Here is a 26,667-nt window from a genome sequence, read left to right as displayed (position 1 = left end):
CTTGAGACCATGACCGATATTCTGAAGCGTATAGAGACCTACAAGCGGGAAGAAATCGCGGCAGCGAAAGCCGCAGTTTCGCTGTCAGAGCTCAAGGACCGGATTGCCGGTGAGGAAGCGCCACGCGGATTCCACCGTGCGCTGGTGCGCGCCCGCGACGAGGGCCGTTTCGGCCTGATCGCCGAGATCAAGAAGGCGAGCCCTTCGAAGGGCCTGATCCGTCCGGATTTCGATCCGCCGTCCCTGGCGTCTGCTTACGAAGCAGGCGGCGCTGCCTGCCTCTCCGTGCTGACCGACACGCCGAGCTTCCAGGGCGCACCGGACTTCCTGACGGCGGCCCGCAAGGCATGCGCCCTGCCAGCACTGCGCAAGGACTTCATGTTCGATGCCTACCAGGTATACGAGGCCCGCGCCTGGGGTGGCGACTGCATCCTGCTGATCATGGCATCGCTCTCGGACGGCGAAGCGGCTGAACTCGAAGCTGTCGCCTTTGAGCTGGGAATGGATGTGCTCGTCGAAGTGCATGATGCCGAAGAGATGGAACGGGCACTGAAGCTCAAGTCTCCGCTGGTTGGGATCAACAACCGCAATCTGCGGACCTTCGAGGTCAGCCTCACCGTCAGCGAAGAACTCGCTTCCATGGTGCCGCCCGATCGACTGCTGGTCGGTGAAAGCGGCATCTTCACTTACGAAGATTGTCAGCGACTGGAGAAATCCGGCATTTCGACCTTCCTGGTCGGCGAGAGCCTGATGCGCAAGGACGACGTCGCCTCTGCCACCCGCACGCTTCTGACCGGCAAGACCGGCGCCCTGGCGGCCGAATGACAGCCGCGTCCGGCGCGCTGACACATATCGGCGTCTCCGGCGAGGCGCATGTGGTGGATGTCTCGGCCAAGGATGACACGGTCCGTGTCGCGGTTGCCGAAGGCTTTGTGCGGATGAACCCCGCGACACTTGCGACTGTTATCGCAGGGAATGCCAAGAAGGGCGACGTCATCGGCACGGCTCGAATCGCCGGCATCATGGCCGCCAAGCAGACCAGCAACCTCATTCCGCTTTGCCATCCGCTGATGCTGTCGAAGGTTACCGTGGACATCACGGAGGATGCCGATCTCCCTGGCCTTCGGGTCGAAGCGACCGTTAAGCTGACGGGCAAGACAGGCGTCGAGATGGAGGCGCTGACGGCCGTCTCAGTCACCTGCCTGACGATCTACGACATGGCAAAAGCCGTCGACAAGACGATGGAAATCGGCGGTATCCGCGTGATGGAAAAGAGTGGCGGCAAGTCGGGCGATTTCCGACATCCGGAGCGCAGCTGATGTCGCTGCTGCCGGTCGAAGACGCTCTGGCACGACTTCTGGCTGCTGCCCGCCCGATTGGCGATACAGAAGAGCTATCCCTTCATGAGGCCAATGGGCGCGTGCTCGCGACCGATCTGACCGCGCGCCTGACGCAGCCACCGTTTGACGCCTCGGCCATGGACGGCTATGCGCTGCGGGCTGAGGATGCGGCCGAGATTGGATCAGTGCTCACCGTCATCGGCGAATCGGCAGCCGGGCATGGATTTTCGGGGACGGTCAGCGCAGGTCAGGCTGTGCGCATCTTTACCGGAGCGCCCGTGCCCGATGGTGCCGACAGCATTCTCCTGCAGGAAGATGCCGAGAAACTCGATGACGGGCGCATCCGCACCCAGTTTGTCGTGACCCATGGCCGTCATATTCGCCCGCGAGGTCAGGATTTTGCCGAAGGCGATGTGGCCCTTTCTGCCGGGCTCAGTCTCGACTTTACCCATCTGACGCTCGCCGCGGCCATGAACCACGCAACTGTGCCGGTTTACCGTCGCCCAAGGATCGCGATCCTTGCCACCGGTGACGAACTGGTGTCTCCCGGAGGCAAGCTTGGCCCCAGCCAGATCATCGGCTCAAACACCTTCGGGATCGCGGCCCTTGCCCGTGACAATGGCGCTGACGTGATCGATCTCGGCATCGTGCCGGACAATCGCGACCTATTGCGGGAAGCGGTGGAGCGGGCGCGCGCCCTCGGTGTCGACGTACTCGTCACCCTTGGTGGCGCCTCCGTTGGCGACCATGACCTTGTCCAGTCGACGCTTGTCGCGGCTGGGATGGAGCTCGATTTCTGGCGGATCGCCATGCGTCCGGGCAAACCCCTGATGGTTGGCCGCCTCGGCGACATGCAGGTGCTGGGGCTGCCGGGCAATCCGGTTTCAAGCCTGGTCTGCGGGCTTCTGTTCCTCGAGCCGCTTCTTTGCCACCTCGGACATCGAAAGATTCGCCAACGCATGGCAACAGCGAGGCTGCAGACCGCCCTGCCCGCCAATGACAAGCGTCAAGACTATGTTCGTGCGCGGCTTCTTGAAACGAGCGACGACATGCCTGTCGTCGAAAGTTTCGGCAAGCAGGACTCCTCGATGATGCGGATCTTTTCGCAGTCAGACTGCCTGATCGTGCGTCCGCCCAATGCGGCCGCAGTCGAGGCGGGTGACACCGTGCCAGTCCTCTTGCTGCGTCCATAACGAGCAAAGCCCAAGCTGCCCCGCGCAATATCCCAGAATCAAAAGACCCGGCACATGGCCGGGTCTCTCAAGGTTTGTCTGCAGTTCGTCCTCAGACGAGGCGGCTCTGTTCCAGCGCCGCGCCGATGAAGCTCGCAAAGAGCGGATGCGGGTCGAGCGGGCGCGACTTCAGCTCCGGATGGTACTGGACGCCGATGAACCACGGATGGTCAGGGTATTCCACCGTTTCCGGCAGAAGGCCGTCCGGCGACATGCCGGAGAAGACGAGACCGCAGGCTTCCAGGCGATCCTTGTAGTCGACGTTGACTTCGTAGCGATGGCGGTGACGCTCGGAGATATCTGCGGAGCCGTAGATCTCGGAAATCTTGGTGCCCTTCTTCAACGAGGCCTTGTAGGCGCCGAGGCGCATGGTGCCGCCGAGATCGCCAACGGCCGAACGCTTCTCGAGCTCGTTGCCCTTCATCCACTCCGTCATCAGGCCAACGACCGGTTCTTCGGTCTTGCCAAATTCGGTCGAGGAGGCGTTCTCGATGCCTGCGAGGTTGCGTGCAGCTTCAACGACCGCCATCTGCATGCCGAAGCAGATGCCGAAATACGGCACCTTGCGCTCGCGGGCGAACTGGGCGGCCAGGATCTTGCCTTCCGAACCACGCTCGCCGAAGCCGCCGGGCACGAGGATGCCGTTGACCTTTTCCAGCCACGGCGACGGATCTTCCTTTTCGAAGATCTCGGACTCGATCCATTCCAGCTTGACCTTGACCCGGTTGGCGATGCCGCCGTGGTACAGGGCTTCGATCAGCGACTTGTAAGCGTCCTTGAGGCCCGTGTACTTGCCGACGATCGCGATCGTGACTTCGCCTTCCGGGGTGCGGATGCGGTTGCAGACCTCTTCCCAGGCATCCAGGCGCGGCTTCGGTGCCGGCTCGATGCCGAAGGCGGCCAGAACCTCGTTGTCGAGGCCTTCCTTGTGGTAGGCCATCGGGACGTCGTAGATGTTGGCGACGTCGAGGGCCTGGATCACGGCGCTTTCACGCACGTTGCAGAACAGCGAGAGCTTGCGGCGCTCTGCCTGCGGGATTTCGCGGTCGGCACGGACCAGCAGAATGTCGGGATGAATACCGAGTGCCTGCAGTTCCTTGACGGAATGCTGGGTCGGCTTGGTCTTCAGCTCGCCGGCCGCCGGGATATAGGGCATCAAAGTCAGGTGAACGTAGACGGCCGTGCCGCGCGGCAGGTCGTTGCCGAGCTGACGGATCGCTTCCATGAAGGGCATGGCCTCGATGTCGCCGACGGTGCCGCCGATCTCGCAGATGACGAAATCATAGTCGTCATTGCCTTCGATCACGAAGTCCTTGATCTCGTTGGTGACGTGCGGAATGACCTGGACGGTTGCGCCGAGATAGTCACCGCGGCGTTCCTTATCGATGATGTTCTTGTAGATGCGACCGGTGGTGATGTTGTCGGTCTTGGTGGCCGAGCGCCCGGTAAAACGCTCATAGTGGCCGAGGTCGAGGTCGGTTTCGGCACCGTCATCGGTGACGAAGACTTCGCCGTGCTGAGTCGGGCTCATGGTGCCCGGGTCAACGTTGAGATAGGGGTCCAGCTTGCGCAGACGCACGCGGTAACCCCGTGCCTGCAACAATGCTCCGAGTGCCGCGGCCGCAATTCCTTTACCGAGAGAGGAAACCACGCCGCCAGTGATGAATACATATCGCGCCATGGGCTTCACCGGATACCGTTTCAGATTCGATTCCGCCAGCCCCAATCGGGCTTGTCCCACATTTTTCGTGTGGAGTGGCGGAATTCAGACAAAAGAAAACCGGCGGACCCTTGAGCCCGCCGGAGTGATGGGATGCGTTCCGATCAGTTGTTCGGAACGGCGTTCGGGTCGACCGGAGCCGGCGCAGCCGGGGTCGTGGCCGGCGCCGGGGTCACGGGTGCGGCTCCCGGAAGCTGGTCGAGGACGCTGCCGCCGCCGCTGCCCTGCGTCGCGCCATTGCCGGCCGGAATCCGGTCGAGAATGTCTGTCGGGCGCGACTCGTAGCGGGCGAGGATGCCAAGCGCCAGCGAGATGATGAAGAAGAGGGTCGCGAGGATGGCCGTGGTGCGCGTGAGGGCATTTGCCGTGCCACGGGCCGACATGAAGCCGGAACCGCCACCAATTCCCAGGCCTCCACCTTCGGATCGCTGGATAAGGACGACGCCGATCAGGGCGACGACGACCATGAGGTAGATAACGAGCAATACGGTCTGCATGGAATGTCCATCCTGCCCGAAAGGGCAAAATCAATGAGGTTGGCGGCTCTTTACATCAGAGGAACGGGCTTTGAAACCCCCTCACCTGCTTTTGCGCGCATTCGCGTTCAGGCGGTGAGGTCCTCGTAGACCCGATATATGGCGAGGAAATCCGCCGCCTTCAAGCTCGCACCACCGATGAGGGCGCCGTCGACATTGTCGACCGCCATCAGCTCCTTCGCGTTGGAAGGCTTGACCGAGCCGCCGTAGAGAATGCGCATGGCCTTGCCGGCGTCGCCGAAGCGCTTGACCAGTTCTGTGCGAAGAAAGGCATGGGCCTCAGCGACATCGGCAACGGTCGGCGTGAGCCCCGTGCCGATTGCCCAGACGGGTTCATAGGCAATCACCGTGCGTTCCGCGCTGGCGCCATCAGGGACGGAGCCGGCGAGCTGACGCTTCAGGATGTCGAGGGTCTGTCCCGATTTCCGCTCATCAGCCGTTTCGCCGATGCAGATGATCGCGGTCAGGTCGGCTGCGTAGGCGGCTTCCGCCTTGGCGCGCACGAGATGATCCGTCTCGGCATGATCCGTGCGGCGTTCGGAGTGCCCTACGATCACGTGGGTGCCGAAACAATCTGCGACCATCTCCGCCGAAAGGTCGCCCGTATGGGCACCCGATGCATTCTGGTGGCAATCCTGGGCACCGATCTCAAGGGGGCTGTCGGTGCAGAGTGCGGTCGCGACGTAAAGCAGGGTCGCAGGCGGGCAGATCAGGCTTTCCACCTTTTCGGCCAGCGGGCCCTGGACACCTTCTGCGATGGCCTTGATCTGGTCGAGCGAGGCTCGCGTGCCGTTCATCTTCCAATTGCCCGCAACGAGCGGACGAACATCCGGTGTCATGTCGTCATAATACCCCTATTTCGCTACTGCGAAGTAGCAAATCTGAGCACGAAAGGAAAGATTGCGCCGCAAGATTGGCCGCTTTATCGGGCGACATGGTGAAAATGTGGCCGGAGAGATGCTGGCTTCGTCAGCACATGCCCTGCATATTCGGCTGCGTGGATAGCGGTTCAGCGGATCAACCAGTTGAGCATGGCGCGCCAGTCAGACATGCGCACCGGTGTGCCATGCGAACCGGTCTCGAACAGGGTGAAACGCGCCGGCTGGCCTGCCGAACGGAGGGACCGATAGATGGCGATCTGATCGTCTGCCGCGTAGACGCTGTCGCGGCTCCCATGGGTGAACCAGATCGGAAGCTTCGCCCTGGCAGCGGCACTCTTTAAAAGAGCCGGATCTGGCGCGCCACCAAGGATTGCCATGCCGGAGAGCTTTGCCACTGTTTCCGGGTCGCGCGCGATGCCCCAGCAGATGAAGCTGCCCATGGAAGCGCAGGCAAGGATCACCGGCTTTCCGCCGGATTGAAGGAAGGCGTGATCGACCAGCGCCGCGACATTTCCAACGCCCTGTTCGTCAAAACTACGTACCGAAGGGGCATAATAGGTTCCGCCGTTCTGTACGGCGAGGTTCTTCAGGCGGTTGAAGTTCCCGCCGAAACTGAGGTCATTGAGACCAAGGCGACGGTCCCCGCCTCGCCCGTGGATAAAGATCACCGTGAAGGCCTGCCCCTGGTCACGGCCAACCCGCCCAACGTCCATCGGACCCGTTGACAATTGCAGAGTCTGGTTCTCCTGGTCGCGGCGGACCTTCAGCGCGACATAACGATCTTTCACCCGCCGCTCTGGAATGCTGTCGCGGCCATTGATGTCGCGCATTTCCTGGTAATCGACACGGGTAAAGTCGCCGCCGTCCTGCGTTTCGAGCACGGTTTGCACTGAGAAGAGGTCATCCTTAAAGGGGGCAAGCGTCTCGGCACCGGCGCTCGACATAAACAGAAACGGAAGGAGAACGCAGGAAATCGCCGCAGTGCGGAAATGAGCTGTGGACATCTGCATGGAAGATGGGTTTCCTCTCGGCTCACGCTTGCCTTCGCGAAATGCGCCACGCAAAGCTGGCCCGAATTCAACATGCGCCGGCTCTATGGCCCTTCGCGCCTGCCCTGCCTTTCTGGCACAATCCGACCGATTCGCAGATGCGACTGGCCTGGTGCGGCGGCTTTCTGAAGGTGCCGCAGACCCGGCATCAAACAGCAACAGAGTATCGAACGACGCCATGGACGACAACGATCTCTTTTCCGGCATGCCGCTCGCCCAGAAGGTCGAGGCGGAAACCGTGACAGCACCTACCCCCGCCCCCGCGCCTGTTGCGCGGCCGGCTGCCTCTGCTTCGACAGCGGGTGCCGAGGAATATGGCGCGTCCTCCATCCGGGTTCTCGAAGGCCTCGAACCGGTGCGCATGCGTCCGGGCATGTATATCGGTGGCACGGACGAGAAGGCGCTGCATCACCTGTTCGCCGAAGTCATCGACAACTCGATGGACGAAGCGGTGGCCGGCCACGCCAACTTCATCGACGTGCATCTCGATACCCAGGGATTCCTGACGGTCACCGACAATGGCCGTGGCATCCCGGTCGAATTGCATCCGCAGGTTCCCGGCAAGTCGACGCTCGAAGTGATCATGACCAAGCTGCATGCCGGCGGCAAGTTCGACGGCAAGGCCTATGAGACATCGGGCGGTCTGCACGGCGTCGGCGTCTCCGTCGTCAACGCGCTCTCCGATCTCCTCGAAGTCGAAGTCGCCCGCAATCGCAAACTCTATCGCCAGACCTTCTCGCGCGGTGTCCCGCAGGGCGGGCTCGAAGAACTGGGCGAAGTGCATAATCGCCGCGGCACGCGCGTTCGCTTCCACCCTGATCCGCAGATCTTCGGCGACCATGCGAAATTCGACCCCGGCCGGATTTTCCGCATGGCGCGCTCCAAGGCCTATCTCTTCGGCGGCGTCGAGATCCGCTGGTCATGCGATCCCGGCATGGTGCCGGAAGGCGGCGACATTCCGGAGAAGGCTGTCTTCCACTTCCCCGGCGGTCTAAAGGACTATCTCGCTGCCACACTCGGCAAGGAATTCACCGTCACCCGCGAGATCTTTGCCGGCAAGACCGAAAAGACCGGCGGCCATGGCGCGATGGAATGGGCGGTCACCTGGTATGGCGGCGACCCGGCTCTGCATTCCTATTGCAACACGATCCCGACGCCTGAAGGCGGCACGCATGAGGCTGGCCTGCGCATTGCGCTCACCAAGGGCCTGAAGAACTATGCCGAACTGACGCAGAACAAGCGCGCCAAGGAAATCACCACTGACGACGTGATGATTTCTGCTGTCGGCATGCTGTCGGTTTTCATCCGTGAGCCTGAGTTCGTCGGCCAGACCAAGGACAAGCTCGCGACCGTCGAGGCCCAGCGTCTTGTCGAAAACGTGCTGCGCGACCCCTTCGACCATTACCTCGCCGACAATCCCAACGAGGCGGCAAAGCTGCTCGACTGGGTGATCGAGCGTGCGGAAGAGCGTCTGCGCCGCCGCAAGGAGAAGGAAGTCAACCGCAAGACTGCCGTGCGGAAACTTCGCCTGCCCGGCAAGCTGGCCGACTGCTCGCAGAACACGGCCGAAGGCGCGGAACTGTTCATCGTCGAAGGTGACTCGGCCGGTGGCTCGGCGAAGCAGGCGCGCAATCGCTCCAACCAGGCGATCCTGCCGCTGCGCGGCAAGATCCTGAACGTCGGTTCGGCCAGCCGCGAAAAGCTGATGGCCAACCAGCAGATCGCCGACCTTATCCAGGCGCTCGGCTGCGGTACGCGGACGAAATATCGTGACGAAGATCTGCGCTATGAACGCGTCATCGTCATGACCGATGCCGACGTCGACGGTGCCCATATCGCCTCGCTGCTGATCACCTTCTTCTATCAGGAAATGCCGGAGCTGATCCGCGGCAATCATCTCTATCTCGCCGTGCCGCCGCTCTATGTCATTCGACAGGGCGCCAAGACCGTTTATGCCCGTGACGATGCGCACCGGGCGGAGCTGATGGAAACGGTGTTCAAGGGCAAGAAGGTCGAGATCGGACGATTCAAAGGTCTCGGTGAAATGATGCCGGCGCAGCTCAAAGAAACGACCATGGATCCCGCCAAGCGCACGCTGCTCAGGGTCGGGATTGATGACGTGGACTTCGAGGGTACGCGCGATGCTGTGGATGCACTGATGGGCACAAAGCCGGAAGCACGGTTCAGGTTCATTCAGGAACGGGCGGCCTTCGCGGAGAACCTCGACATTTGACGGACTAGGGCCTGTGTGCCCCGCTTGTCTCCCGTTCGATAATGCTCCATATGCAGGGCAGACTTAACGGGACACTGCAGATCGTGAGCCAGGCTGAAATTCAGACCCCGTCGAAAGGGCCGCGTTGGCTCGGCCAGGCGACGGCCAATCGCATTGCGTTGATCACGCCAATCGCCGTAGCGCGCTGGTTGCTCGTGCTGATCGGCATCGCGGCCATCTACTTCTTCCACGGTTTCGTCGTCCCGGTGCTCGCTGCGCTCGTGATCGCCTTTGCCAGTTGGCCGCTTTACCGCCGACTGCTCGAGCGTACGGGTGGCAACACGACGCTCGGTGCGACCCTCGCCCTGCTCGCCATTCTCGCGTTTCTGATCATCCCGATCGGCATCGCGATTTCCTATGCCGTCGATGAAATCCGGCAATGGATTACCTGGGCGGTCGAAGCGAACACCACGGGCGCGCCGCCGCCTGCATGGATCGCTGCACTGCCGCGTGTGGGCGATTGGCTCGCCGGGAAATGGACCGAGCATATCGGGCAACCCGGAGCGATCGGCGAACTGATCCAGATCGTAAGTGGTGCTAATATCGGCAACATCTATCGTGCCGTCATCGCCGCAGGGGACGGACTGTTTCATCTGCTGCTGACATTGCTGTTCATGTTGATTGCGCTCTTCTTCGTCTATCGGGATGGCGCAAACTTTGCCCGACAGCTCGATCTGCTGGGCGAACGCATCCTGCCAAATCGCTGGGAACGGATCTCACGGGTGGTGCCGGCGACGATCAGCTCCACCGTGACGGGGATGACCCTGATCGCCATCGGCGAGGGAATCATTCTGGGCATCGCCTATTGGCTGGCGGGCGTGCCTTCGCCTGTCACGCTCGGCGTAATCACCGGCGTCATGGCGCTCATACCCGGCGGGGCGCCCCTCTCCTTCACCCTCGTCTCCATCTATCTGGCGGCCAGCGGTGCGATGGTCGAAGGTGTCGCCCTCTTCGTCTGGGGCTCGGTCGAACTCTTCATCGTCGACAAGACCGTCCGGCCCCGGCTGGTCGGTGGCCCGATCAAGCTTCCCTTCCTGCCGACCTTCTTCGGGCTCGTTGGAGGTGTAAAGACCATGGGCTTCCTGGGGCTATTTATCGGCCCCGTGCTGATGGCCCTCCTGGTGTCGATCTGGCGCGAATGGATCCGTGAAGTCGAATTGTCTGACGAGATTGTTCCGCTGGAAGAGCAGGGCGAGCTCGACTTCGTCAAAACTGCTGGAACCGGCACCAGGCGGGTTTCCTCGGGCTGAACCCGAGGGCGCTCGCCTCCGGGAGGCCTGGACGGCCAAAATGCTGTCGAAAACAAACGTGCGTGGCTGTCCCACGACCATGCCTTGCTTTGGCTCCAATCCTTCTGTTTCGTCCGTCTACCTGCCCTGACCGGAGCCTTGCGATGAAGACCGCCTTGATCATGATGACGATCCTCGGATGTGACGACAGCGTGAGCCAATGCGAGTTCGTCGAGACACCATCGGAGCGCTTTGTCTCCATTGAGCTGTGTGATGCGGCTTCGGAAGAGATCCTCGGCCGCTATACCAACATCGCCTACCCGACCGCTGTTGCGGTGTGCCAGACACCTCCCCCGGAGATCGCCGCAGCCATTGCAGCCTCCACGCAACCGGCGCCGGACACGAGCGAGCAGCAACAGGTCGAAGAGCAACATAACAGGACACTGAAGGACATGGCGGTCGATGCTGTCCGCCAGGTGCTGCCGGGCAAGGCGCAGATCAAGATGATCTTCGAGAAGCCGATCCACGTTGTGTCTGACAGCTATTCCTGGGTCGCCAAGAAAATCGTGCCCTGAGGTCGATCAGGCGGCGGCGAGGGCGACGCCGCTTGCATAGTCCCGGGCCAGCCGACGTTCCTCGGCAATAGCCAGACGCTCGATCATATCGGTCAGGGCGCGCGCCGCGTCACTCAAGTGTGGGGTGCCGCGATAACGGCTCACGAGGCGGTGGGCAATGTGGTCGAGCTCAAAACCCTCTGCCGACTGGATGAGCGTGCGCCAGAGCATGACGGCATCAACGAAGATAGGGCTGATCTCGCGGCTGATTCCCGCCGACTCAAGCAGAGCACGAAGCGCATGGAAGCGGCCGGTGGCAAGGATGGAACGCACGCGGCGCTCCTCCAGTCCAGAAATCGCGACCATGGCCGAGGAGAAGAAGTCCGTTCGGCCTGCGCACAGTGCGTGCATGAGAAAGGCCGGGGTCAGACGGCCAGCAGCGCGAAGCTGATCCGTGAGGCGGTACAGTTCCTCGCCATGCACATCAGCCAGGAGCGCAATGGTGGCACTGTCGCCGGCCTCGCGGGCGATACGCTCGATGCGGCGGCTGCCAATCGCGCCGATGACGAGATCAGAACCGGCGAGTGCATCGGCAACGAACTGAACCAGCAGCTGGCGCACACCGATGGCGAGGTCGTTGCGGTCGAGCAACCTCGCACGGATGCGCTCGCAGTGTCCGTGCCGTTCGGCGATACGACGCAGGGTGAAAGTGGCGAAGCGCGCACCAGGGTTCTCGAGAAGAACTTCCAGTTCTGCCGCATCACCAATCTCGGCGAGCGCGGCCGCGACTGCAACGCTTACCTCGCTGCGGGCCGCAATCAGGGCTCGGCTCTCCATCGTGCCACGGCCTGCGATGTCGACCAGATCGGCGTCGGTCAGAACCGGACAATGCAGGATCACCGCAGAGGCGATCTCGGGCTGGTCTTCGGCAAGAGACACCATCAACGCACGCGGCGCCCTCGCCTCGCCGGCCAGAACCTCTGCCAGCGCCAGACGCACTTGTGGAGAAGGGTCATCCAGGAGGTAAGTCATCGCCATTTGCGCGGCTTGGCGCTCTTCCGGTGTCATTTCGGACTTCAGGTAGGCCCGCGCGAGAGCATTTGCAGCGCGGGCGCGCTCCTGCGTCTTCGCCGTTTCGACCCACTTGAGAAAAGCTGTAACGATCAAAGCCGGACCCACTCGCCACCTGTGCACACCCGAAACACTCGGTATCAGGACACTAGGAGCAAAGTGTTTAAGAAACGTTCACCACGTTCATTAACCACCCCGAATATGGGGGTCTCCCCGCCAGTTACCGCGGCGGGTGCGGCCTCGTCACAACCGCACTCACACCGCTGATTGCAGGCCCATCATCCTGCCTTTACGCTGGGCCGTTCGAGTTCAAAGATCGGACCGATCCCGGCATAATCCATATAGCCCAAGCGCATGATCGGGTCGGCAAGCGCGAGATCGAAGCGACCGTCGCGAATCACATCCTCGGCAATATGGATGCCGACCACCTGACCGAAAACCGCGTGGCTGTCGGTCTCATTGCCGTCGACATCAGGCAATGTGATGACCTTCGTGACGCGGCATTCGAGAGCCGCCACCGCCTGCGCCACATAAGGTGCGTCGATCAGCCGGGCGGGGGCCGCAGCAAGCCCCGCCAAGTCGAACTCATCGGCACCGTAGGCCACGGCAGCGGACGAGGCGTTCATCGGCTGCATCAGACCACGACTGACGAAACTCGCGGTGAAGACACCCGTCTCCTCAGCGTTGCGCAGGGTATGCTTGCGGCCACTGGACGAAAACATCACCATCTTGGGGCGATCACCGACGGCATTGAAGAACGAATAGGGCGACAGATTGCGGCTGCCATCTCGTCCCTTCGTGCCGATCCAACCGATCGGCCTTGGCGCGACAATCGCCTTGAAGGGATCGTGCGCCATTCCGTGGGCATTCGATTCGGTATCATAAAACATCAGTCATTCCCGCCCCGCCACGACACAACGTCCGCCAGCGCCGGACGCGGACGCTCTACGATCGGGAACTCGGTCGAGCCAATATGAATGAAGCCGGCCACTTTCTCGCCCGGATTCACACCAAGGAGCGGATGAGCGCGCTCGTCGAAGGCAAACCACTCCGACAGCCAGTTGGAGACGTATCCCTGGGCGTTCGCGGCCATCAGCAGATTGAGGCAGACGGCACCGGCCGACATAACCTGCTCCCATTCCGGGATCTTGGCATGCGGCGCAGCCGTAGAGATGACGGCAACAACCACAGGAGCCCGTGTGAACCGGGTACGCTCGACCTGGATCATCTCCTCGGAAAGCTCCGGGTTCTTTTCCTTCGCCAATCTCAGGAGTTCCTCGCTTATGCGCGCACGCTCCTCGCCGCGATAGACGATGAAGCGCCACGGAGCGAGCTTCCCGTGATCGGGAACGCGAACCGCGAGCGACAGGATCGATTCGATTTCCGCCTTGTCCGGCCCTGGCTCGCACATCTGGAATGCGGGCACGGAACGGCGAACCGCGAGATAATCGAGCAGTTTGATGTCTTTTTTCATTTTCGTGATACCTTCATAGGCCTTGGCGGGAGCGGCAGGTCTTGAAATTGCCATCCGGTTCGGTTTGAAGTTGCCGGCATTGGGAAGGAAGTCAACACACAGTGCATCGCATGGTCCGCCAACCTGTTCTCATTCGACTGCTGCTCGCGGTTTCCGTCGCCTCGGCTGCGACGTCGCCGGGCATTGCACAAGAGGCCTTCGAGACATTCAAGCAGTTGAACGGTTCGACGAAGATGCCGAAGCTGAAGGCCTTCTCCGCCCCCAGCATCGGCACGATCACGAGCGTTAGCCAAAGCCGCAACATAAGGCTCGACGCCAAGCTGACCGATGATGGCGAACCTATGAGGCACGGCCTGTCGTGGCGGGTTTTCAGCCCGATCCCTGGTGCGGATGGCAAGCTTCCCCTGCTTGCGAGCGCCGAGGGAGGCACTGCAGCCTTCCAGCTGGCGCCCGGCGACTATTTCGTCAATGTCTCCTTCGGTCGCGCAGGCGCCACCAAGAAGCTCAATATTCCCGCTGAGGGCGATGTTTCCGACCAAGTGCTGGTGCTTGATGCGGGTGGCATGTCTCTCAATGCCATCTCCGGTGCCGACTCACACATCCCGGACAAGCAGCTCAGCTTCGACATCTTCTCGTCTGATGTGCGCGAGGATGGGGAGCGAGGGCTCGTGCTGGCGGATGTCAAACCAAACACGATCGTGAGGCTGAACGCCGGCACCTACCATGTCGTGTCCGAATATGGCTCGATCAATGCGGTCGTCCGTGCCGATATCACCGTCGAGGCTGGAGAACTGACGGAAGCCACGATCCAGCACCGAGCCTCCCAGGTCGGCTTCAAACTCGTCTCGGAGGATGGCGGCGAGGCAATTGCTGACACAGCATGGTCCGTGCTCACCTCCGGCGGCGACATCGTCGCGGAAAGCGTCAGTGCTTTTCCCGTAATGGTCCTGGCGGAAGGCCAGTATACGGCCGTCGCACGCAACAAGGACAAGATCTACCAGCGGGACTTCGAAGTGAAAGCCGGCTCCAACATGGATGTCGAACTGATGCTCGACCAGTCCTGACGGTCAGGCTGCACGACGCAATTTCCCGCGCGCCGCCGGCGCCATGCTGAAGACCGCACCGAACAATCGGGCCAGCAGGTCCTTACGGTCAGCATGCGTACTCAAATCCTCCCACGGGATCATAACGCCGACACGCGCGCGAATTGTCGAACCAGACAGACGCCGGAACTCGCGAATCAACAGGGAAACACGCAAGGTCAGCGAGATCTTGCTCGCGAGATGGAAGAGACGGCCATTCTGGCCTTCGAAGTAGACCGGGACGACATTGGCCTTGGCGGCCTGGATCAGCTTGGCCGGGAACATCTTCCATGGAAGGTCCTCAGCGCGGCCGAAACCCTTCTTCGCTGTCGCCACGCCACCCGCCGGGAAAATCACGACGGTGACGCCTTCCTTCAACAACCGAAGCGCCTCATGGCGGGTCTGCATATTGAGAGCGAGCGCTTCCTTGGTCTCCTCGAAAGAGACGGGCAGGGAGTAAGGCGCCATTTCCGGCACCTTCAACAGCTCGTTGTTGATCAGCACGCGGAATGGGCGGCCAAGTTGCTCGGCAAGCGCCAGTACCGCGATGCCGTCACCGATCCCGAAGGGATGGTTGGCAACGATGACGATTGGGCCTTCGGGAATGTTTTCCGGCGGCCAAGTGCCCTCGACCTTCAGATCGACATTGATCAGATCGAGCATCTTGCCGAAGACACGGTCTGTCTTGCCGACGATGTCGTTGCGCCAGATCTCGTAGAGCCGCGTGTAGCGGTCACGCCCCGACAGGCCTTCGATCGAGCGGATGAACCAGCGCTTCAATTTCGGGTCGCGCTCGTTGGCATAGGACAGTTCTTTGAATTTCACGCTGGGGCTCCAGGTGGTCGGACGATCATCATTCCGTCATATGCCAATTCGATGACAGGCGTCTGACAGGGCGGTGACGCCCTGCCAGACTTTTCGCTCAGACCTTGCGGTTCGCCAGCTTGCGCTTGACGTCAGGCGGGGTTGCTTCGCCGGCCAGCACGGCTACCGCTTCGACAAGCGGCATCGAGACCTGCTCCTGAGAGCCCAGGCGACGAATGTTGACAGTCTTTTCCTCTGCCTCGCGCTTGCCGCAGACGATGATCACCGGGACCTTGGTCACGGAATGTTCGCGGACCTTGTAGTTGATCTTCTCATTGCGGAAGTCGGTTTCCACCTGAAGACCGGCATCGCGAAGCTGTTCGGCAACTTCACGACCATAGTCGTCCGCATCCGAGGTAATCGTGGCGACGACGACCTGCAGCGGCGCGAACCACAGCGGCAGGTGGCCGGCGAAGTTCTCGATCAGGATGCCGAGGAAACGCTCCATCGAGCCGCAGATGGCCCGGTGGATCATGACAGGCTGAACCTTTTCCGAGTTCTGGTCGATGTAGAAGGCACCGAAGCGTTCCGGCAGGTTGAAGTCGACCTGGGTCGTGCCGCACTGCCATTCACGGCCGATGGCATCGCGCAGCGTGTATTCGAACTTCGGACCGTAGAAGGCGCCCTCGCCCGGCAGAATGCCGGTCTTGATGCGACCGCCGGACTGTTCTTCGATCTGCTTCAAGACGTCCATCATCACGCTTTCGGCGCGATCCCAGAGCTCGTCGGAGCCGACGCGCTTTTCTGGACGGGTCGAGAGCTTGACCACGATTTCGCCGAAGCCGAAGTCCTCGTAGACCGAAAGGATCAGGTCGTTGATGCGCAGGCACTCAGCCGCCATCTGCTCTTCCGTGCAGAAGACGTGAGCATCGTCCTGGGTGAAGCCGCGGACGCGCATCAGGCCATGCAGCGCGCCCGACGCCTCGTAACGATGCACCAGGCCGAACTCTGCCAGGCGGACAGGCAGCTCGCGGTAGGATTTCAGGCCATGCTTGAAGATCTGCACGTGACCCGGGCAGTTCATCGGCTTCAGCGCGAAGACCTTCTGGTCGGCTTCCTCATCGTCGGGATGTGTGAAGGCATGGGCCGATTTCACGGCGAACATGTTTTCCTGGTACCAGCCCCAGTGGCCGGAAGTCTCCCACAGCGACTTGTCGAGCACCTGCGGCGCGTTGACTTCCTGATAGGTTCCTTCGAGACGGCGGCGCATATAGGAGGTCAGCGTCTGGAACATGCGCCAGCCCTTGCCATGCCAGAACACGACGCCCGGGCCCTCTTCCTGGAAATGGAAGAGATCCATTTCGCGGCCGAGCTTGCGGTGGTCGCGCTTTTCGGCTTCGGCCAGAATGTGTAGGTAGCGGTCCAGCTCCTCCTGTTCGGCAAAGGCCGTCCCGTAGATGCGGCTCAGCATTGTGTTGTTGCTGTCACCGCGCCAATAGGCGCCAGCCACCTTCATCAGCTTGAAGGCCATGCCGATCTGCCCGGTGGACGCCATGTGCGGCCCACGGCACAGGTCGAACCAGTCGCCCTGATAATAGATCTTCAGATCCTGGTCTTCCGGGATCGCATCGACCAGTTCGACCTTGTAGCTCTCACCCTTCGCGGCAAAGACTTCCTTCGCCTTGTCGCGCGACCATACTTCCTTGGTGAAAGGCTTGTTGCGCTGGATGATCTCCTTCATGCGCTTTTCGATCTTCGGCAGATCGTCCGGCGTGAATGGCTCGGCCTTGGCGAAGTCGTAGTAGAAGCCGTTCTCGATGACAGGACCGATGGTCACCTGGGTGCCGGGCCAGAGCTCCTGCACGGCCTCGGCCATCACGTGGGCTGCATCATGGCGAATGAGTTCGAGCGCACGCGGATCGGTGCGGGTGACGATCTCGATCTTGCCATCAACGATGGGATCAGAGAGGTCGCGCACCGTGCCATCGAGCGCAATCGCGACGGCCTTCTTTGCGAGCGACTTGGAAATTGATTCAGCGACCTCAGCGCCAGTCGTGCCGGCAGCGTATTCGCGGATGGAACCATCGGGGAAAGTGAGAGATACGGAAGCGGACATGCTATGTCTCCTGATCCAGTCCCGCCAACGAATGCGGGTGGTGAAAGGGGCGGGTTGGATCCCGCGATTTACCGGCGCTCCTTAGGACGAAAGCGCTGCTGAGTAAAGGATGTTGCTCTAGTCAGAGAGGGGCTCAGACCCCGGGCTTTTGTCCAAACCTCCACAGACGCCATGGCGCATACCAGGTGAAACGGCCGCCAAGCACTTCCGGCACCGGATCGGGTCCCCAGGTTCCGCCGGGGCCGCAGCGTGCAACGCGAAACAGCGTAAGCCAGCCGCCCGACCAGAGACCATGCCGGGCCACCGCCTCGTAGCCATATTCCGAACAGGTGGGCATGTGCCGGCAGGAGTTGCCGATGAGACTGGAGAGTGTCAACTGGTAGAGCCGGATCAAACCCATTCCGACGAGACGACCCGGCGTCTTGCGAAAGGGTCCCGACCAGTTTCGGCCGCGCGGACGAAGATCGTCAGGACCATGCCCGCAGTCGGGGGCATTGCACATGATCAGCTCGCCTCGGCAGCAACGGCCCGGTGCTCGATCTGGTCAAGACAGTCGACCACGGCGTCAAAGGTCAGCATGGTGGAGGCGTGGCGGGCCTTGTAGTCACGCACGGGCTTGAGGAAACGCATGTCTTCAAACCGACCGGACGGCCCCTCGCCGTTCTCCTTGAGCATGGCAAGCATCTCCAGCCTTGCCTGGTGCAGCTCCGCCGCAGTTGCTCCCACCACATGGCGGGCCATGATACCAGACGAGGCCTGGCCGAGCGCGCACGCTTTCACCTCGTGGGCGAAGTCGGTGACTACACCGCCCTCGACATTGAGGTAGACTTTTACCCTTGAGCCGCAGAGCTTCGAATGTTTCTCCGAAACGGCCTGGGCTTCGGGAAGCGTGCCGATGCGGCCGATATTGCCGGCAAACTCGAGGATCTTGGTGTTGTAGATGTCGTCCATGGTCAATCCACTCTGGCGCTTCTCCCGTATATAGGGATTGGCTGCTACATTGTCGCAGCCATCATGTCGCAGCCTTGGCCTTATATCGTTTTCGTCGTCCACTATATCCAAGGGACTGGCACAGGACAAACGCAAGCCGACCCTCGATGTTCGATCTTCTCACCGCAATCAGCGATTACGGACTTGCATTATGAGCCGCATTACGCATTTACAATCCGGCAAAGCCAAACCAGCGGACCGCCTCGATCGGGACCGGGAGACCAAGGCCATGGATGCCATCGTCACGAAACTGACCACAGAAGCACCGCGCCCGACGCGCGAAGAAGCCGAACAGGCTGTGAGAACGCTTCTGCTTTGGGCCGGCGACGACCCGAACCGAGAGGGTTTGCTCGATACGCCGGCACGCGTGGCCAAGGCTTATCAGGAGCTTTTCTCCGGCTATGAGGCTGACATAGAAGACGTGCTCGGCCGGACCTTCGAAGAAGTCGGCGGCTACGAGGACATCGTCCTGGTGCGCGACATTTCCTTCTTCTCCCATTGCGAACACCACATGCTGCCCGTGATCGGCAAGGCGCATGTCGCCTATCTGCCGAAAGGTCGCGTGCTCGGCCTGTCGAAGATCGCGCGGGTGGTCGATGTCTTCGCCAAGCGCTTGCAGACGCAGGAAAACATGACCGCCCAGATCGCCCACGCGATTGACGAGACCCTGCAGCCGCGCGGGGTTGCGGTTTTCCTTGAGGCCGAGCATATGTGCATGGCGATGCGGGGCATCCAGAAGACCGGCTCCACGACGCTCACCACAACCTTCACCGGCGCCTTCAAGGACAATGCGGCCGAGCAGGCGCGCTTCATGTCCATGGTTCGGAGCCGCTAAGCCCCGCGAGTTCCCCATGACCGGTTCCGTATTCGCCCCCCCCTCTTCGGACAAAAAGATCCTTGAGGAAGGATTGTCCTTCACGCCCAAATTTGACGAGCACGGCCTGGTTACGGCGGTGGTGACGGATGCACGTGATGGCGAGCTGCTCATGGTCGCGCACATGAATGCCGAGGCGATCGAGCTTACTCTGGAAAGTGGCATTGCCCACTACTTCAGTCGCTCTCGCGCCAAGATCTGGAAGAAGGGCGAAAGCTCCGGGAACCTCCAGACGGTCAAGGAAATCCGGGTCGACTGTGACCAGGACGCGATCTGGCTGAAGGTCGAGGTGGCGGGCCACGACGCGACCTGCCATACGGGCCGGCGCTCCTGCTTCTATCGGACCGCGCACACGGTCAACGGGAAACCGGTACTGGTCGTTGCGGATGATCACCGCCATTTCGACCCGGATCACGTCTACGGTCATTGACCGGGTCGTGACGCATAACGAAATCGTAAGCAGACAGTGTCCTAATGAAACCCGGAGTGTTCAGCTTGTGGGGTAGCGGAGATGCTGAACTGGAGCATGATTTCAGGTACGGGTCCGACAGCGGCGCAACCTGCCAAGGATAGCGGCGGGTCTGCGCCGACAACCGCTTTGCCTGAAAAGCGCGCGAAAGCCAAAGTGGCCCTGGCGCTCGGCGGGGGAGCCGCACGCGGCTGGGCACATATCGGAGTGCTCAGAGCGCTGGACGAAGAAGGCATCGAAGTCGGGATGATTGCCGGCACCTCGATCGGCGCGCTCGTCGGCGGGTGCTATCTCGCAGGAAAGCTCGACGAGCTGGAGGCCTTTGCCCGATCCCTGACCATGCGCCGCATCGCCTCACTGCTCGATCTGACGATCGGAGGCGGCGGACTGCTGGGCGGAATGCGGCTCACCAAGCGGATGCAGGAGCATCTTGAGGGGCTGACCGTCGAGGAATTGCCCAAGCCCTTCGTGGCCGTCGCATCCGAGCTCAACAGCGGCCACGAGGTCTGGATCGATGGCGGCAGCCTGATTACGGCGCTTCGAGCATCCTATGCCCTGCCCGGGATCTTCGAGCCGATCCATTGCAACAACCGCACGCTGATCGACGGCGCGCTGGTCAATCCCGTGCCGGTATCGGTCTGCCGTGCGTATGAGCAGCCGCTCGTGATGGCGGTGAACCTGCATTACGATGTCTTCGGACGGTCCGCCGTGGTCAAGCACAAGGCTTCGCCCCCGGATCAGGCGAGCGCCGAAACAGCCCGCGCACCCAACAAGCTCGGACTGACCGCAGTCATGGTCCAGGCTTTCAACATCATCCAGGACCGCATTTCACGGGCACGTCTCGCCGGGGATCCGCCGGATCTGGCGCTTCATCCGCGGCTGAACGACATCGGCCTCTCGGAGTTTCACCGGGCTGGCGAGGCCATCGAGCGTGGCTACGAAGAGGCAAAGATGCGCGTCGCGGAAATCCGCCGCATGCAGGAAGCGGTTCTCCGCTGATGGCGGCACACATGCCGCCATCATTCAGGCCCTAGCTCGGGCGCACCTCAGCCAGCGATATAGGCCTTGATGTGCTCGGCCTCCTGTTCGATCTCCCGGATACGGGATTTCACCACGTCACCGATCGAGATGATGCCGGAGAGCTTGCCATTGTCCTCGACGGGCACGTGGCGGAAGCGCCGGCTTGACATCATTTCCATCAGTTCGTTGACGCTGGTGTCTTCCCGGCACCGATAGACGTTGGCGGTCATGAAGGCCGAGACCGGTTGGTCGAAGGCATCCTTGCCGGCGGTACCGATGGCGCGAACGACGTCACGTTCGGTGAAGATGCCGACGATGCGGCTTTCCATGCCGACGACCACGACGGCACCGATCTTGTTTTCCTCTAAGACGTGGGCTGCCTCGCCCAGCGTCACGGTCGGACTGATCGTGATGACGTTGCGGCCCTTTTGCTCGAGTATGCTTCGTGCAGATGCAGGCATGCGTTCCTCCTCGCATAGAACACTCGGGGGGCGATCCGACCCTCCTCGGATCGCCACCCATAGAGGGTGCCCTCTATTCAAGGAGAATGCAATAAGCCGTCGATCACGGCGCCGTGCGGCGCATTCCGGGCCGGTCGAACAGACCGAAGAAGAAGAACCCGAGCAGAAACCCGCCGATATGAGCGTCCCAGGCAATCGACGCCGAATCGGCCCCCATCATTGGCAATCCGACTGCAATTGCGACGTTGCCAAGGAACCAGACGATGATGAAGACGCGCACTGTGCGATCGGCGAGAGCCTGTCTGACAGAAAGAAGTGGCGGTTCGCGGCCGGCCAGACGAGCGATCCCGCGGCGGCGTTCGCCGAAAGCGAATCGACAAGCGGCACCCATCAATGCGGAGATAACACCGGAGGCACCGACCATCAGAGACGGCTCGCCCCAGTTGACCACGGCATGGAGGGTGGCCGCCGCGACCGACGAGACGAGCCAGAACAGTACGAAGCGAGCCTCACCGATCCGTCGGCAGACAGGCGTGCCGAAAGCGGCAAGCCAGAGGGAATTGAAAGCGAGATGCTCGAAACTGCCATGCAGCAGGGAATAGCTGACAGGCGTCCAGAGCCATGCGAGGGACTGATCTCCAAGGGGATAGAGATAGCGGATCGGCGAGAACCCGAACTCGACGGCGATCCATTCATTGGTCGCCGGAGAGAAGAAGAGGTCCTGCAGCACATAGATTCCGCAGATCAGGCCAAGAGCCGCGAGAATTCCGGTCGGGATATTGAAGATCGGAGGGTTCTCAGATGGCGGACCACCATTGGCCGTCTCGGGCGCACGGCGCTCACCTGCCGGATGCCCCTCGCCCCGGAAATCCGCTTCATCCTGCATCGACGGCTCCTTCATGATTGTCCCACCAGTTAGTGCAGTTGGCAGATAAAAAAAAGGCCGCCCGGACAAGCGGGTGGCCTTGCAGGCGCAGAGCGGATCATTGCGCCGACTGGAGGTGGTGCCGAAGGCTTGCCTTCGCGTGTGCTGAGCCTCGAATGCCATGGCAGACGGGAGCGCACAACTGAAACCGTTTCTTAACCTTAATTCAGCGGCCCGGGCTCGTTCCACCCTGAAAAAGCGAGAGCCAGAGCAAACACTATATTAACGGCTCGCGGACTAATGTTTAGCCATAGAGGATTAGACAGATACTCCATGATGTACTCGACGCGGGCCAGCCAGAGCACTACGATCGCCTCGCCGGGACAGCAGCGCGCCTTTCAGCGCGTCGCCGTCAGCCTGCAAGGTCGACTTATGCTCGCCAACTACGAAGAGTATGTCTGCAAGGTTGTCGACATGTCGCCGGGTGACGTTCGCTTTGCCTGCGCCGGCATGCCCCGCCCGAACGAACGCGTGATTGCCTATATCGACCATCTCGGACGGATCGAAGGGACAGTCGTCAAGCTCACAGAAGACGGCTTTGTCATCTCGATCATCGCAACGGTGCGGAAGCGCGAGAAGCTCGCAGCCCAACTGACCTGGATTGCCAACAAGCATGAGCTCGGCCTCCCGGAAGACCGTCGCCATGATCGCCTGACACCCCGACAGACGAGAACCGATCTCACACTGGAAGACGGCAAGGTCTATCCCTGCCGCCTGATGGACCTTTCACTTTCTGGGGCAGCCGTCGACATCGACATCCGTCCGCCGATCGGCTCGGCCGTGCGCCTGGGCAACATGCGCGGCCGCGTGGTCCGCCACTTCATGGAAGGCGTCGCGATCGAGTTCCTCTCTCTGCAGTCCAAGGAAGCACTCACCGAGTTTCTTTGAGACAAGCCAGTCATCTACTCCGACAAAGGCGCCCGCGGTCTCCGCGAGGCGCCTTTTCTACGTCCTCCATCGTGAAAAGTGCCAAAGCGGCACAGACTTCTTCGAAAAAAAACATTGAAGCGAAGTCTATCTTCGGCACATCCAGAGCGGCCATTCGATCCGAAATGCTGGCGCATGCCGCATTCACAATAGCCAGCAAGCCACCAGCCGATGCGCCTGCACCCCCAACCCGGCACACGGACGCACCAGCGTAAAGCTCTGACTTAAAACATGTTTCCGGCGCCAGGAACCAAGACGGCGGGTCAAATAGGTAGAATTATACTCAAAATTTCATCTCATTTTCTACAAAATAGAATCAAACAAAAATCAAACGCATCTAAATATAGATTCTCTTTTTCATAGATTTAGCCTTTGATTTTACCGCTATTCTTGGCAGCCCATCAAATTTTCTCTGTCATTGCTATCTCCATTACCGGGAGACAACCAATGACAACAAAGAAAAATCTGGGTATTGGAACTCTGGCCGCCGCCCTCACCGGCGCACTGGCCTTTCAAGTATCGGCGATGCCGGCCAACATGCAGATCGTCGGCAAGGCGAATCCGCCGATCGGCCACTACGAATTCTGTCAGACCTATTCCGGCGAGTGCGCCGGCAGCCAGACCGACAGCGGCCCCATGGCGCTGACCGAGGACCTCTGGAAGGCGATGCTCGACGTCAATTACACCGTCAACAGCTCGATCACACCGTTGACCGATATGGAAATCTACGGCGTCGAGGAGCGGTGGACCTATCCGCGCAGTGTCGGCGATTGCGAGGACTTCGCACTCTTGAAGCGCAAGATGCTCGTTGACCGCGGCGTTGACCCCGCCGATCTCCTGATGACCGTGGTGCTGCAGCCAAACGGCGAAGGGCATGCCGTGCTCACGGTGCGCACCGACCACGGCGACTTCATTCTCGACAACATGCGCAACAAGGTGCTGCTGTGGTCCGAGACGGAATACACCTACCTCAAGCGTCAATCCTCAAGCAATCCCGGTCGCTGGGTGAAGCTCCAGGACGGACGCGCAGGCATCGTCGGCAGCGTGTCCCAATAAGTCACGCCACCGCCACTTTATGGCCCGGTCTGTCCCCGCCTACCCGTCCCCCGACCGGAGCCAACGAGCCGGTCCCGTCCAACCGGGACCGGCTCTCTTTTTTTCAGAAGCCAGCACCAACGCCCAGACTGACTTAACCGCATATTAACCACGCTCACCGAAGTCTTTGAGTTGCGGCATCTCGCAACGATGACCGCTCCGAGTGGATGAGGCTGAGATGCGAGGCGCAGCAAACAGGGTGGAGCCACACGAAGAGCACTCGTCGCTGATCTCGAATCGTTTTCTGATAATAGCGACCGCATCCATATGCCTTCTGGCGGCAGCCTCCGTCGCCATCAGCTGGTTCGGGCGCGCCTATGGCGAACGTCTTTCACTGGCCGGACACAGCGAAAGTGTCGAAATCGTCGAGGTCACGGTGGGCCGGGATCAACTATTCGTGCCTGCGAACACCATCCGCTTCGAACAGCAACGCCAGAGCGGCAGCGCCGACCGTCTCGATCTCTACCTGCTGTGGCCGGAGATGTCGGGCTACACATCAGCCGATCGGGTCCGGTTCGATGACCTGAACCAGTCAAACGCGCTGATCTTCCTGCAGATATCCCAAAGCACGATGTCCAGAGACATGTCCGGGCGGGTCGAGCCGATTTACAGACACCTGCTGGAGGACGATGCGGCTCCCGGTCCGGCCGGCCTCAGCCTTCATGCGTTCAAGAGCGGGACAGGATATGATGGCGAGCACCTCCTGACTGGAACACTTCAGGATGGCGAAGCGTATGCAATCCGCTGCCTGCTACCACCGCCCCCCTCAGAGGCAACCAGCAGCGACTGCCAACGCGACATCCACGTTGGGGAAGACCTTACCGTGCTCTATCGCTTCTCAAGCCGACTGCTCGGCGACTGGCAGGCAATAGATACTGCGGTCCGCAGCTATGTCGAGACACGCACGCACCCCACGCCATCCGTCACAACGCTTAAAAATCAACCCAAAGCATCAACAGACCGTTCATCATAAACCTCTTGGTAAGGCTAATTCCGTAGGGTCCACGGAGATGGTCGCGATTGGGGGAGAGCGTCCGGTCGTCAATGGTAAGATTTAAAGAGTATCGTGGTGCACACAGTTCTGGGAAGCTTCAACTTCGCCGTCTCATTCCGTCGGATCGTGCTTGCAGTGTTTGCGGCCATCGTGACAAGTGTCGCTGCCGTGAGCGCAGCCCAGGCCAACCCGAAATATGCCGGGATCGTCATCGACGCCAAGACCGGCAAGGTTCTCTATAGTGAGAATGCAGACAGCCTGCGTTATCCCGCCTCGCTGACCAAGATGATGACGCTCTACATGGTCTTCGAAGCGCTGGAATCCGGCAAGGTCTCGCTCAACAGCAAGGTACCTTTCTCGGCCAACGCCGCAAAAGAGCCGCCATCCAAGCTCGGCGTCGGTACAGGTCGCAGCATCACTGTCGAGCAAGCCATTCTCTCACTGGTCACCCGCTCGGCCAATGATTCGGCGACGGCAATAGCCGAGTATCTCGGCGGCTCGGAGCAGCGCTTTGCGCAGATGATGACAGCAAAAGCCCGCAGCCTCGGCATGACGAAGACGACGTATCGCAATGCGCACGGCCTTCCCAATACCGCACAGATGACGACGGCGCGCGACCAGGCCCGCCTGAGCATCGCCCTGCGCCAGCATTTTCCGCAGTATTACGGCTATTTTTCCACTCGTAGCTTTCGCTTCGGCAAGCAGACGATCGGCAACCACAACAGATTGCTCGGTCAGGTTCGCGGCGTAGACGGAATCAAGACGGGCTACACCCGCGCTGCCGGCTACAACCTCGCGACTTCCGCCGAGGCAGGCGGTCGTTCGATCGTCGCCGTGGTCCTCGGCGCCACCTCCGGAGCCCGTCGCAATGCACAGATGACCAGCCTCGTGCAGCGTTATCTGCCTGCAGCCTCGGCAACGCGCGGCGGCAATACCATCGCCAAGAACGACACCTCGATCGCGCCGGCACAGGCTACCGCGTCCGTCGGTGACGCAATGCCGACCCTTCCGCAAACCGGTCCGATGCCCGATCCGCGCTATAACGGTGTCGCGCAGGCCTATGCAGCGGCACCGACGACCAATGGCGCAAGCGCAGCACTGGAAACCCTGCGTCCGGTCGCACCGGCCGCCGCTTCCGGAAATGCGGTGCCGGTACCGCAACCGGCCCCCGCCTATATGCCCGACAGCGGTGCGGCCGTTCTGCCGGAAGACACGACGCAGTCCGTTGCTGCTGCTTCGGCCACCCCGCCTGATGTCGACCAGCTGACCACGGCATCGACCACGCCTGCGTCCGGCTGGGTCGTGCAGATCGGCACGTCGCCGGACAAGGAACTGGCCATGGATCTCCTGCGCGACGCCCAGGAAAAAGGCGGCAAGGTATTGCGTTCCGCCACCCCCTTCACCGTCGCCTATGGTGATGGCGCACAACAGATCTATCGCGCACGCTTCGGCGGGTTCGATGAGCAGAAAGACGCGATCAACGCGTGCAAGGCCCTGAAGAAGAAGGGAATCGGTTGCTGGGCATCAGCGCAGTGATCGATCACCCGAAACC

The 26,667-nt window shown here is 61.1% G+C and carries 27 protein-coding genes; 14 read left to right on the top strand and 13 right to left on the bottom strand.

From position 1 onward, the window contains the following. Positions 1-9: 9 nt before the first annotated feature. From trpC to J2045_RS11055, 3 genes are read left to right on the top strand one after another with little or no spacing between them, the layout of a single operon-like run. Positions 10-825, top strand: a complete 816-nt coding sequence (gene trpC / locus J2045_RS11065) for an indole-3-glycerol phosphate synthase TrpC (protein ID WP_307372651.1) — start codon at positions 10-12, stop codon at positions 823-825. Next, positions 822-1,319, top strand: coding sequence for a cyclic pyranopterin monophosphate synthase MoaC (gene moaC / locus J2045_RS11060; protein WP_307372648.1), 498 nt, complete (start codon positions 822-824; stop codon positions 1,317-1,319). Before trpC ends, moaC begins: the two co-directional genes overlap by 4 nt. After that, complete coding sequence (locus J2045_RS11055; RefSeq protein ID WP_307372788.1) at positions 1,316-2,533, top strand: molybdopterin molybdotransferase MoeA; 1,218 nt, start codon at positions 1,316-1,318, stop codon at positions 2,531-2,533. The genes moaC and J2045_RS11055 overlap by 4 nt, the downstream gene beginning before the upstream one ends. Positions 2,534-2,624: 91 nt before the next feature. Here J2045_RS11055 and pyrG read toward each other — a convergent pair whose 3' ends face one another. The 4 genes from pyrG to J2045_RS11035 form a co-directional block, all read right to left on the bottom strand. After that, entirely contained in the window at positions 2,625-4,262 is a 1,638-nt protein-coding gene (gene pyrG / locus J2045_RS11050) for a CTP synthase (RefSeq protein ID WP_307372786.1), read from the bottom strand. A 134-nt stretch (positions 4,263-4,396) separates the two neighbouring features. Further along, positions 4,397-4,789 carry a preprotein translocase subunit SecG gene (gene secG / locus J2045_RS11045; RefSeq protein WP_307372646.1) on the bottom strand — a complete coding sequence of 131 codons (393 nt, stop codon included), beginning with the start codon at positions 4,787-4,789 and terminating at the stop codon, positions 4,397-4,399. Positions 4,790-4,896: 107 nt separating this feature from the next. Further along, positions 4,897-5,667, bottom strand: a complete 771-nt coding sequence (gene tpiA / locus J2045_RS11040) for a triose-phosphate isomerase (RefSeq protein ID WP_307372644.1) — start codon at positions 5,665-5,667, stop codon at positions 4,897-4,899. Positions 5,668-5,837: 170 nt separating this feature from the next. Beyond that, positions 5,838-6,713, bottom strand: a complete 876-nt coding sequence (locus J2045_RS11035; RefSeq protein ID WP_307372784.1) for an alpha/beta fold hydrolase — start codon at positions 6,711-6,713, stop codon at positions 5,838-5,840. A 223-nt stretch (positions 6,714-6,936) separates the two neighbouring features. Between J2045_RS11035 and parE the strand changes: the two genes are divergently transcribed. From parE to J2045_RS11020, 3 genes are all read left to right on the top strand, one after another. Beyond that, a complete protein-coding gene (parE, locus tag J2045_RS11030; RefSeq protein ID WP_307372641.1) occupies positions 6,937-8,991 on the top strand; it encodes a DNA topoisomerase IV subunit B in 2,055 nt (684 codons plus the stop codon). A gap of 50 nt (positions 8,992-9,041) precedes the next feature. After that, a complete protein-coding gene (locus J2045_RS11025; protein ID WP_370873081.1) occupies positions 9,042-10,280 on the top strand; it encodes an AI-2E family transporter in 1,239 nt (412 codons plus the stop codon). Positions 10,281-10,423: 143 nt separating this feature from the next. Then, positions 10,424-10,834: a hypothetical protein gene (locus tag J2045_RS11020; protein ID WP_166599349.1), complete on the top strand. Its 411-nt coding sequence runs from the start codon at positions 10,424-10,426 to the stop codon at positions 10,832-10,834. A gap of 6 nt (positions 10,835-10,840) precedes the next feature. Here J2045_RS11020 and J2045_RS11015 read toward each other — a convergent pair whose 3' ends face one another. From J2045_RS11015 to J2045_RS11005, 3 genes are all read right to left on the bottom strand, one after another. After that, positions 10,841-11,980 (bottom strand): DUF2336 domain-containing protein, encoded by a 1,140-nt coding sequence (locus J2045_RS11015; RefSeq protein WP_307372634.1) that lies wholly within the window; start codon positions 11,978-11,980, stop codon positions 10,841-10,843. A 182-nt stretch (positions 11,981-12,162) separates the two neighbouring features. Further along, positions 12,163-12,774 (bottom strand): flavin reductase family protein, encoded by a 612-nt coding sequence (locus J2045_RS11010; protein WP_307372632.1) that lies wholly within the window; start codon positions 12,772-12,774, stop codon positions 12,163-12,165. Further along, positions 12,774-13,358, bottom strand: a complete 585-nt coding sequence (locus J2045_RS11005) for a nitroreductase family protein (protein WP_307372630.1) — start codon at positions 13,356-13,358, stop codon at positions 12,774-12,776. The genes J2045_RS11010 and J2045_RS11005 overlap by 1 nt, the downstream gene beginning before the upstream one ends. Positions 13,359-13,468: 110 nt before the next feature. Between J2045_RS11005 and J2045_RS11000 the strand changes: the two genes are divergently transcribed. Further along, the gene (locus tag J2045_RS11000) at positions 13,469-14,422 is read left to right on the top strand and encodes an RgsD C-terminal domain-containing protein (RefSeq protein ID WP_307372628.1); all 954 of its coding nucleotides are present in this window, start codon (positions 13,469-13,471) and stop codon (positions 14,420-14,422) included. A 3-nt stretch (positions 14,423-14,425) separates the two neighbouring features. Here the strand turns inward: J2045_RS11000 and J2045_RS10995 are convergent, their stop codons facing one another. The 4 genes from J2045_RS10995 to J2045_RS10980 all read right to left on the bottom strand — a co-directional run bounded on the left by J2045_RS10995 (position 14,426) and on the right by J2045_RS10980 (position 18,311). Then, entirely contained in the window at positions 14,426-15,265 is an 840-nt protein-coding gene (locus J2045_RS10995; protein WP_166599354.1) for a lysophospholipid acyltransferase family protein, read from the bottom strand. Positions 15,266-15,362: 97 nt separating this feature from the next. Then, on the bottom strand, positions 15,363-17,360 hold the full coding sequence (gene thrS, locus J2045_RS10990; RefSeq protein WP_307372625.1) for a threonine--tRNA ligase: 1,998 nt from the start codon (positions 17,358-17,360) through the stop codon (positions 15,363-15,365). 133 nt (positions 17,361-17,493) lie between these two features. Next, positions 17,494-17,862, bottom strand: coding sequence for a membrane protein insertion efficiency factor YidD (gene yidD / locus J2045_RS10985; RefSeq protein ID WP_307372623.1), 369 nt, complete (start codon positions 17,860-17,862; stop codon positions 17,494-17,496). A gap of 2 nt (positions 17,863-17,864) precedes the next feature. Continuing rightward, entirely contained in the window at positions 17,865-18,311 is a 447-nt protein-coding gene (locus J2045_RS10980) for an iron-sulfur cluster assembly scaffold protein (protein WP_307372621.1), read from the bottom strand. 268 nt (positions 18,312-18,579) lie between these two features. Here J2045_RS10980 and folE point away from each other — a divergent pair, with 268 nt between their 5' ends. The 3 genes from folE (at position 18,580) to J2045_RS10965 (ending at position 20,692) form a co-directional block, all read left to right on the top strand. Then, positions 18,580-19,185, top strand: a complete 606-nt coding sequence (gene folE, locus J2045_RS10975; protein WP_307372619.1) for a GTP cyclohydrolase I FolE — start codon at positions 18,580-18,582, stop codon at positions 19,183-19,185. 16 nt (positions 19,186-19,201) lie between these two features. Then, positions 19,202-19,654, top strand: a complete 453-nt coding sequence (hisI, locus tag J2045_RS10970) for a phosphoribosyl-AMP cyclohydrolase (RefSeq protein ID WP_307372616.1) — start codon at positions 19,202-19,204, stop codon at positions 19,652-19,654. A gap of 81 nt (positions 19,655-19,735) precedes the next feature. Next, complete coding sequence (locus tag J2045_RS10965; RefSeq protein WP_307372614.1) at positions 19,736-20,692, top strand: patatin-like phospholipase family protein; 957 nt, start codon at positions 19,736-19,738, stop codon at positions 20,690-20,692. A 47-nt stretch (positions 20,693-20,739) separates the two neighbouring features. On the opposite strand, the gene J2045_RS10960 is transcribed toward J2045_RS10965, so the two are convergent. Next, on the bottom strand, positions 20,740-21,174 hold the full coding sequence (locus J2045_RS10960) for a CBS domain-containing protein (protein WP_166599362.1): 435 nt from the start codon (positions 21,172-21,174) through the stop codon (positions 20,740-20,742). A gap of 103 nt (positions 21,175-21,277) precedes the next feature. Next, positions 21,278-22,060, bottom strand: coding sequence for a rhomboid family intramembrane serine protease (locus J2045_RS10955; RefSeq protein ID WP_307372612.1), 783 nt, complete (start codon positions 22,058-22,060; stop codon positions 21,278-21,280). A gap of 315 nt (positions 22,061-22,375) precedes the next feature. Between J2045_RS10955 and J2045_RS10950 the strand changes: the two genes are divergently transcribed. From J2045_RS10950 to J2045_RS10935, 4 genes are all read left to right on the top strand, one after another. Beyond that, positions 22,376-22,987, top strand: coding sequence for a PilZ domain-containing protein (locus J2045_RS10950; RefSeq protein WP_307372782.1), 612 nt, complete (start codon positions 22,376-22,378; stop codon positions 22,985-22,987). A 486-nt stretch (positions 22,988-23,473) separates the two neighbouring features. Beyond that, positions 23,474-24,082 carry a transglutaminase-like cysteine peptidase gene (locus tag J2045_RS10945; RefSeq protein ID WP_307372610.1) on the top strand — a complete coding sequence of 203 codons (609 nt, stop codon included), beginning with the start codon at positions 23,474-23,476 and terminating at the stop codon, positions 24,080-24,082. A gap of 217 nt (positions 24,083-24,299) precedes the next feature. Then, complete coding sequence (locus J2045_RS10940; protein ID WP_307372608.1) at positions 24,300-25,094, top strand: hypothetical protein; 795 nt, start codon at positions 24,300-24,302, stop codon at positions 25,092-25,094. Positions 25,095-25,190: 96 nt separating this feature from the next. Next, complete coding sequence (locus J2045_RS10935; RefSeq protein ID WP_307372606.1) at positions 25,191-26,651, top strand: D-alanyl-D-alanine carboxypeptidase; 1,461 nt, start codon at positions 25,191-25,193, stop codon at positions 26,649-26,651. Positions 26,652-26,667: the final 16 nt, after the last annotated feature.

Origin of the sequence: Peteryoungia aggregata LMG 23059, from assembly GCF_030814435.1 — a bacterium.
Lineage (GTDB): Bacteria > Pseudomonadota > Alphaproteobacteria > Rhizobiales > Rhizobiaceae > Allorhizobium > Allorhizobium aggregatum.
The sequence above is the reverse complement of the archived record's forward strand: the minus strand, read 5'-3'. Positions and strand labels throughout refer to the sequence as shown.

Bases quoted from the DNA above. Each gene is read 5' to 3' on its own strand.
- trpC (WP_307372651.1), top strand. From the start codon at position 10: ATGACCGATATTCTGAAGCGTATAGAGACCTACAAGCGGGAAGAAATC.
- moaC (WP_307372648.1), top strand. From the start codon at position 822: ATGACAGCCGCGTCCGGCGCGCTGACACATATCGGCGTCTCCGGCGAG.
- secG (WP_307372646.1), bottom strand. From the start codon at position 4,789: ATGCAGACCGTATTGCTCGTTATCTACCTCATGGTCGTCGTCGCCCTG.
- tpiA (WP_307372644.1), bottom strand. From the start codon at position 5,667: ATGACACCGGATGTTCGTCCGCTCGTTGCGGGCAATTGGAAGATGAAC.
- J2045_RS11035 (WP_307372784.1), bottom strand. From the start codon at position 6,713: ATGTCCACAGCTCATTTCCGCACTGCGGCGATTTCCTGCGTTCTCCTT.
- parE (WP_307372641.1), top strand. From the start codon at position 6,937: ATGGACGACAACGATCTCTTTTCCGGCATGCCGCTCGCCCAGAAGGTC.
- J2045_RS11025 (WP_370873081.1), top strand. From the start codon at position 9,042: ATGCAGGGCAGACTTAACGGGACACTGCAGATCGTGAGCCAGGCTGAA.
- J2045_RS11020 (WP_166599349.1), top strand. From the start codon at position 10,424: ATGAAGACCGCCTTGATCATGATGACGATCCTCGGATGTGACGACAGC.
- J2045_RS11010 (WP_307372632.1), bottom strand. From the start codon at position 12,774: ATGTTTTATGATACCGAATCGAATGCCCACGGAATGGCGCACGATCCC.
- J2045_RS11005 (WP_307372630.1), bottom strand. From the start codon at position 13,358: ATGAAAAAAGACATCAAACTGCTCGATTATCTCGCGGTTCGCCGTTCC.
- J2045_RS11000 (WP_307372628.1), top strand. From the start codon at position 13,469: ATGGTCCGCCAACCTGTTCTCATTCGACTGCTGCTCGCGGTTTCCGTC.
- thrS (WP_307372625.1), bottom strand. From the start codon at position 17,360: ATGTCCGCTTCCGTATCTCTCACTTTCCCCGATGGTTCCATCCGCGAA.
- yidD (WP_307372623.1), bottom strand. From the start codon at position 17,862: ATGTGCAATGCCCCCGACTGCGGGCATGGTCCTGACGATCTTCGTCCG.
- J2045_RS10980 (WP_307372621.1), bottom strand. From the start codon at position 18,311: ATGGACGACATCTACAACACCAAGATCCTCGAGTTTGCCGGCAATATC.
- folE (WP_307372619.1), top strand. From the start codon at position 18,580: ATGGATGCCATCGTCACGAAACTGACCACAGAAGCACCGCGCCCGACG.
- hisI (WP_307372616.1), top strand. From the start codon at position 19,202: ATGACCGGTTCCGTATTCGCCCCCCCCTCTTCGGACAAAAAGATCCTT.
- J2045_RS10965 (WP_307372614.1), top strand. From the start codon at position 19,736: ATGCTGAACTGGAGCATGATTTCAGGTACGGGTCCGACAGCGGCGCAA.
- J2045_RS10960 (WP_166599362.1), bottom strand. From the start codon at position 21,174: ATGCCTGCATCTGCACGAAGCATACTCGAGCAAAAGGGCCGCAACGTC.
- J2045_RS10955 (WP_307372612.1), bottom strand. From the start codon at position 22,060: ATGCAGGATGAAGCGGATTTCCGGGGCGAGGGGCATCCGGCAGGTGAG.
- J2045_RS10950 (WP_307372782.1), top strand. From the start codon at position 22,376: ATGTACTCGACGCGGGCCAGCCAGAGCACTACGATCGCCTCGCCGGGA.
- J2045_RS10945 (WP_307372610.1), top strand. From the start codon at position 23,474: ATGACAACAAAGAAAAATCTGGGTATTGGAACTCTGGCCGCCGCCCTC.
- J2045_RS10940 (WP_307372608.1), top strand. From the start codon at position 24,300: ATGCGAGGCGCAGCAAACAGGGTGGAGCCACACGAAGAGCACTCGTCG.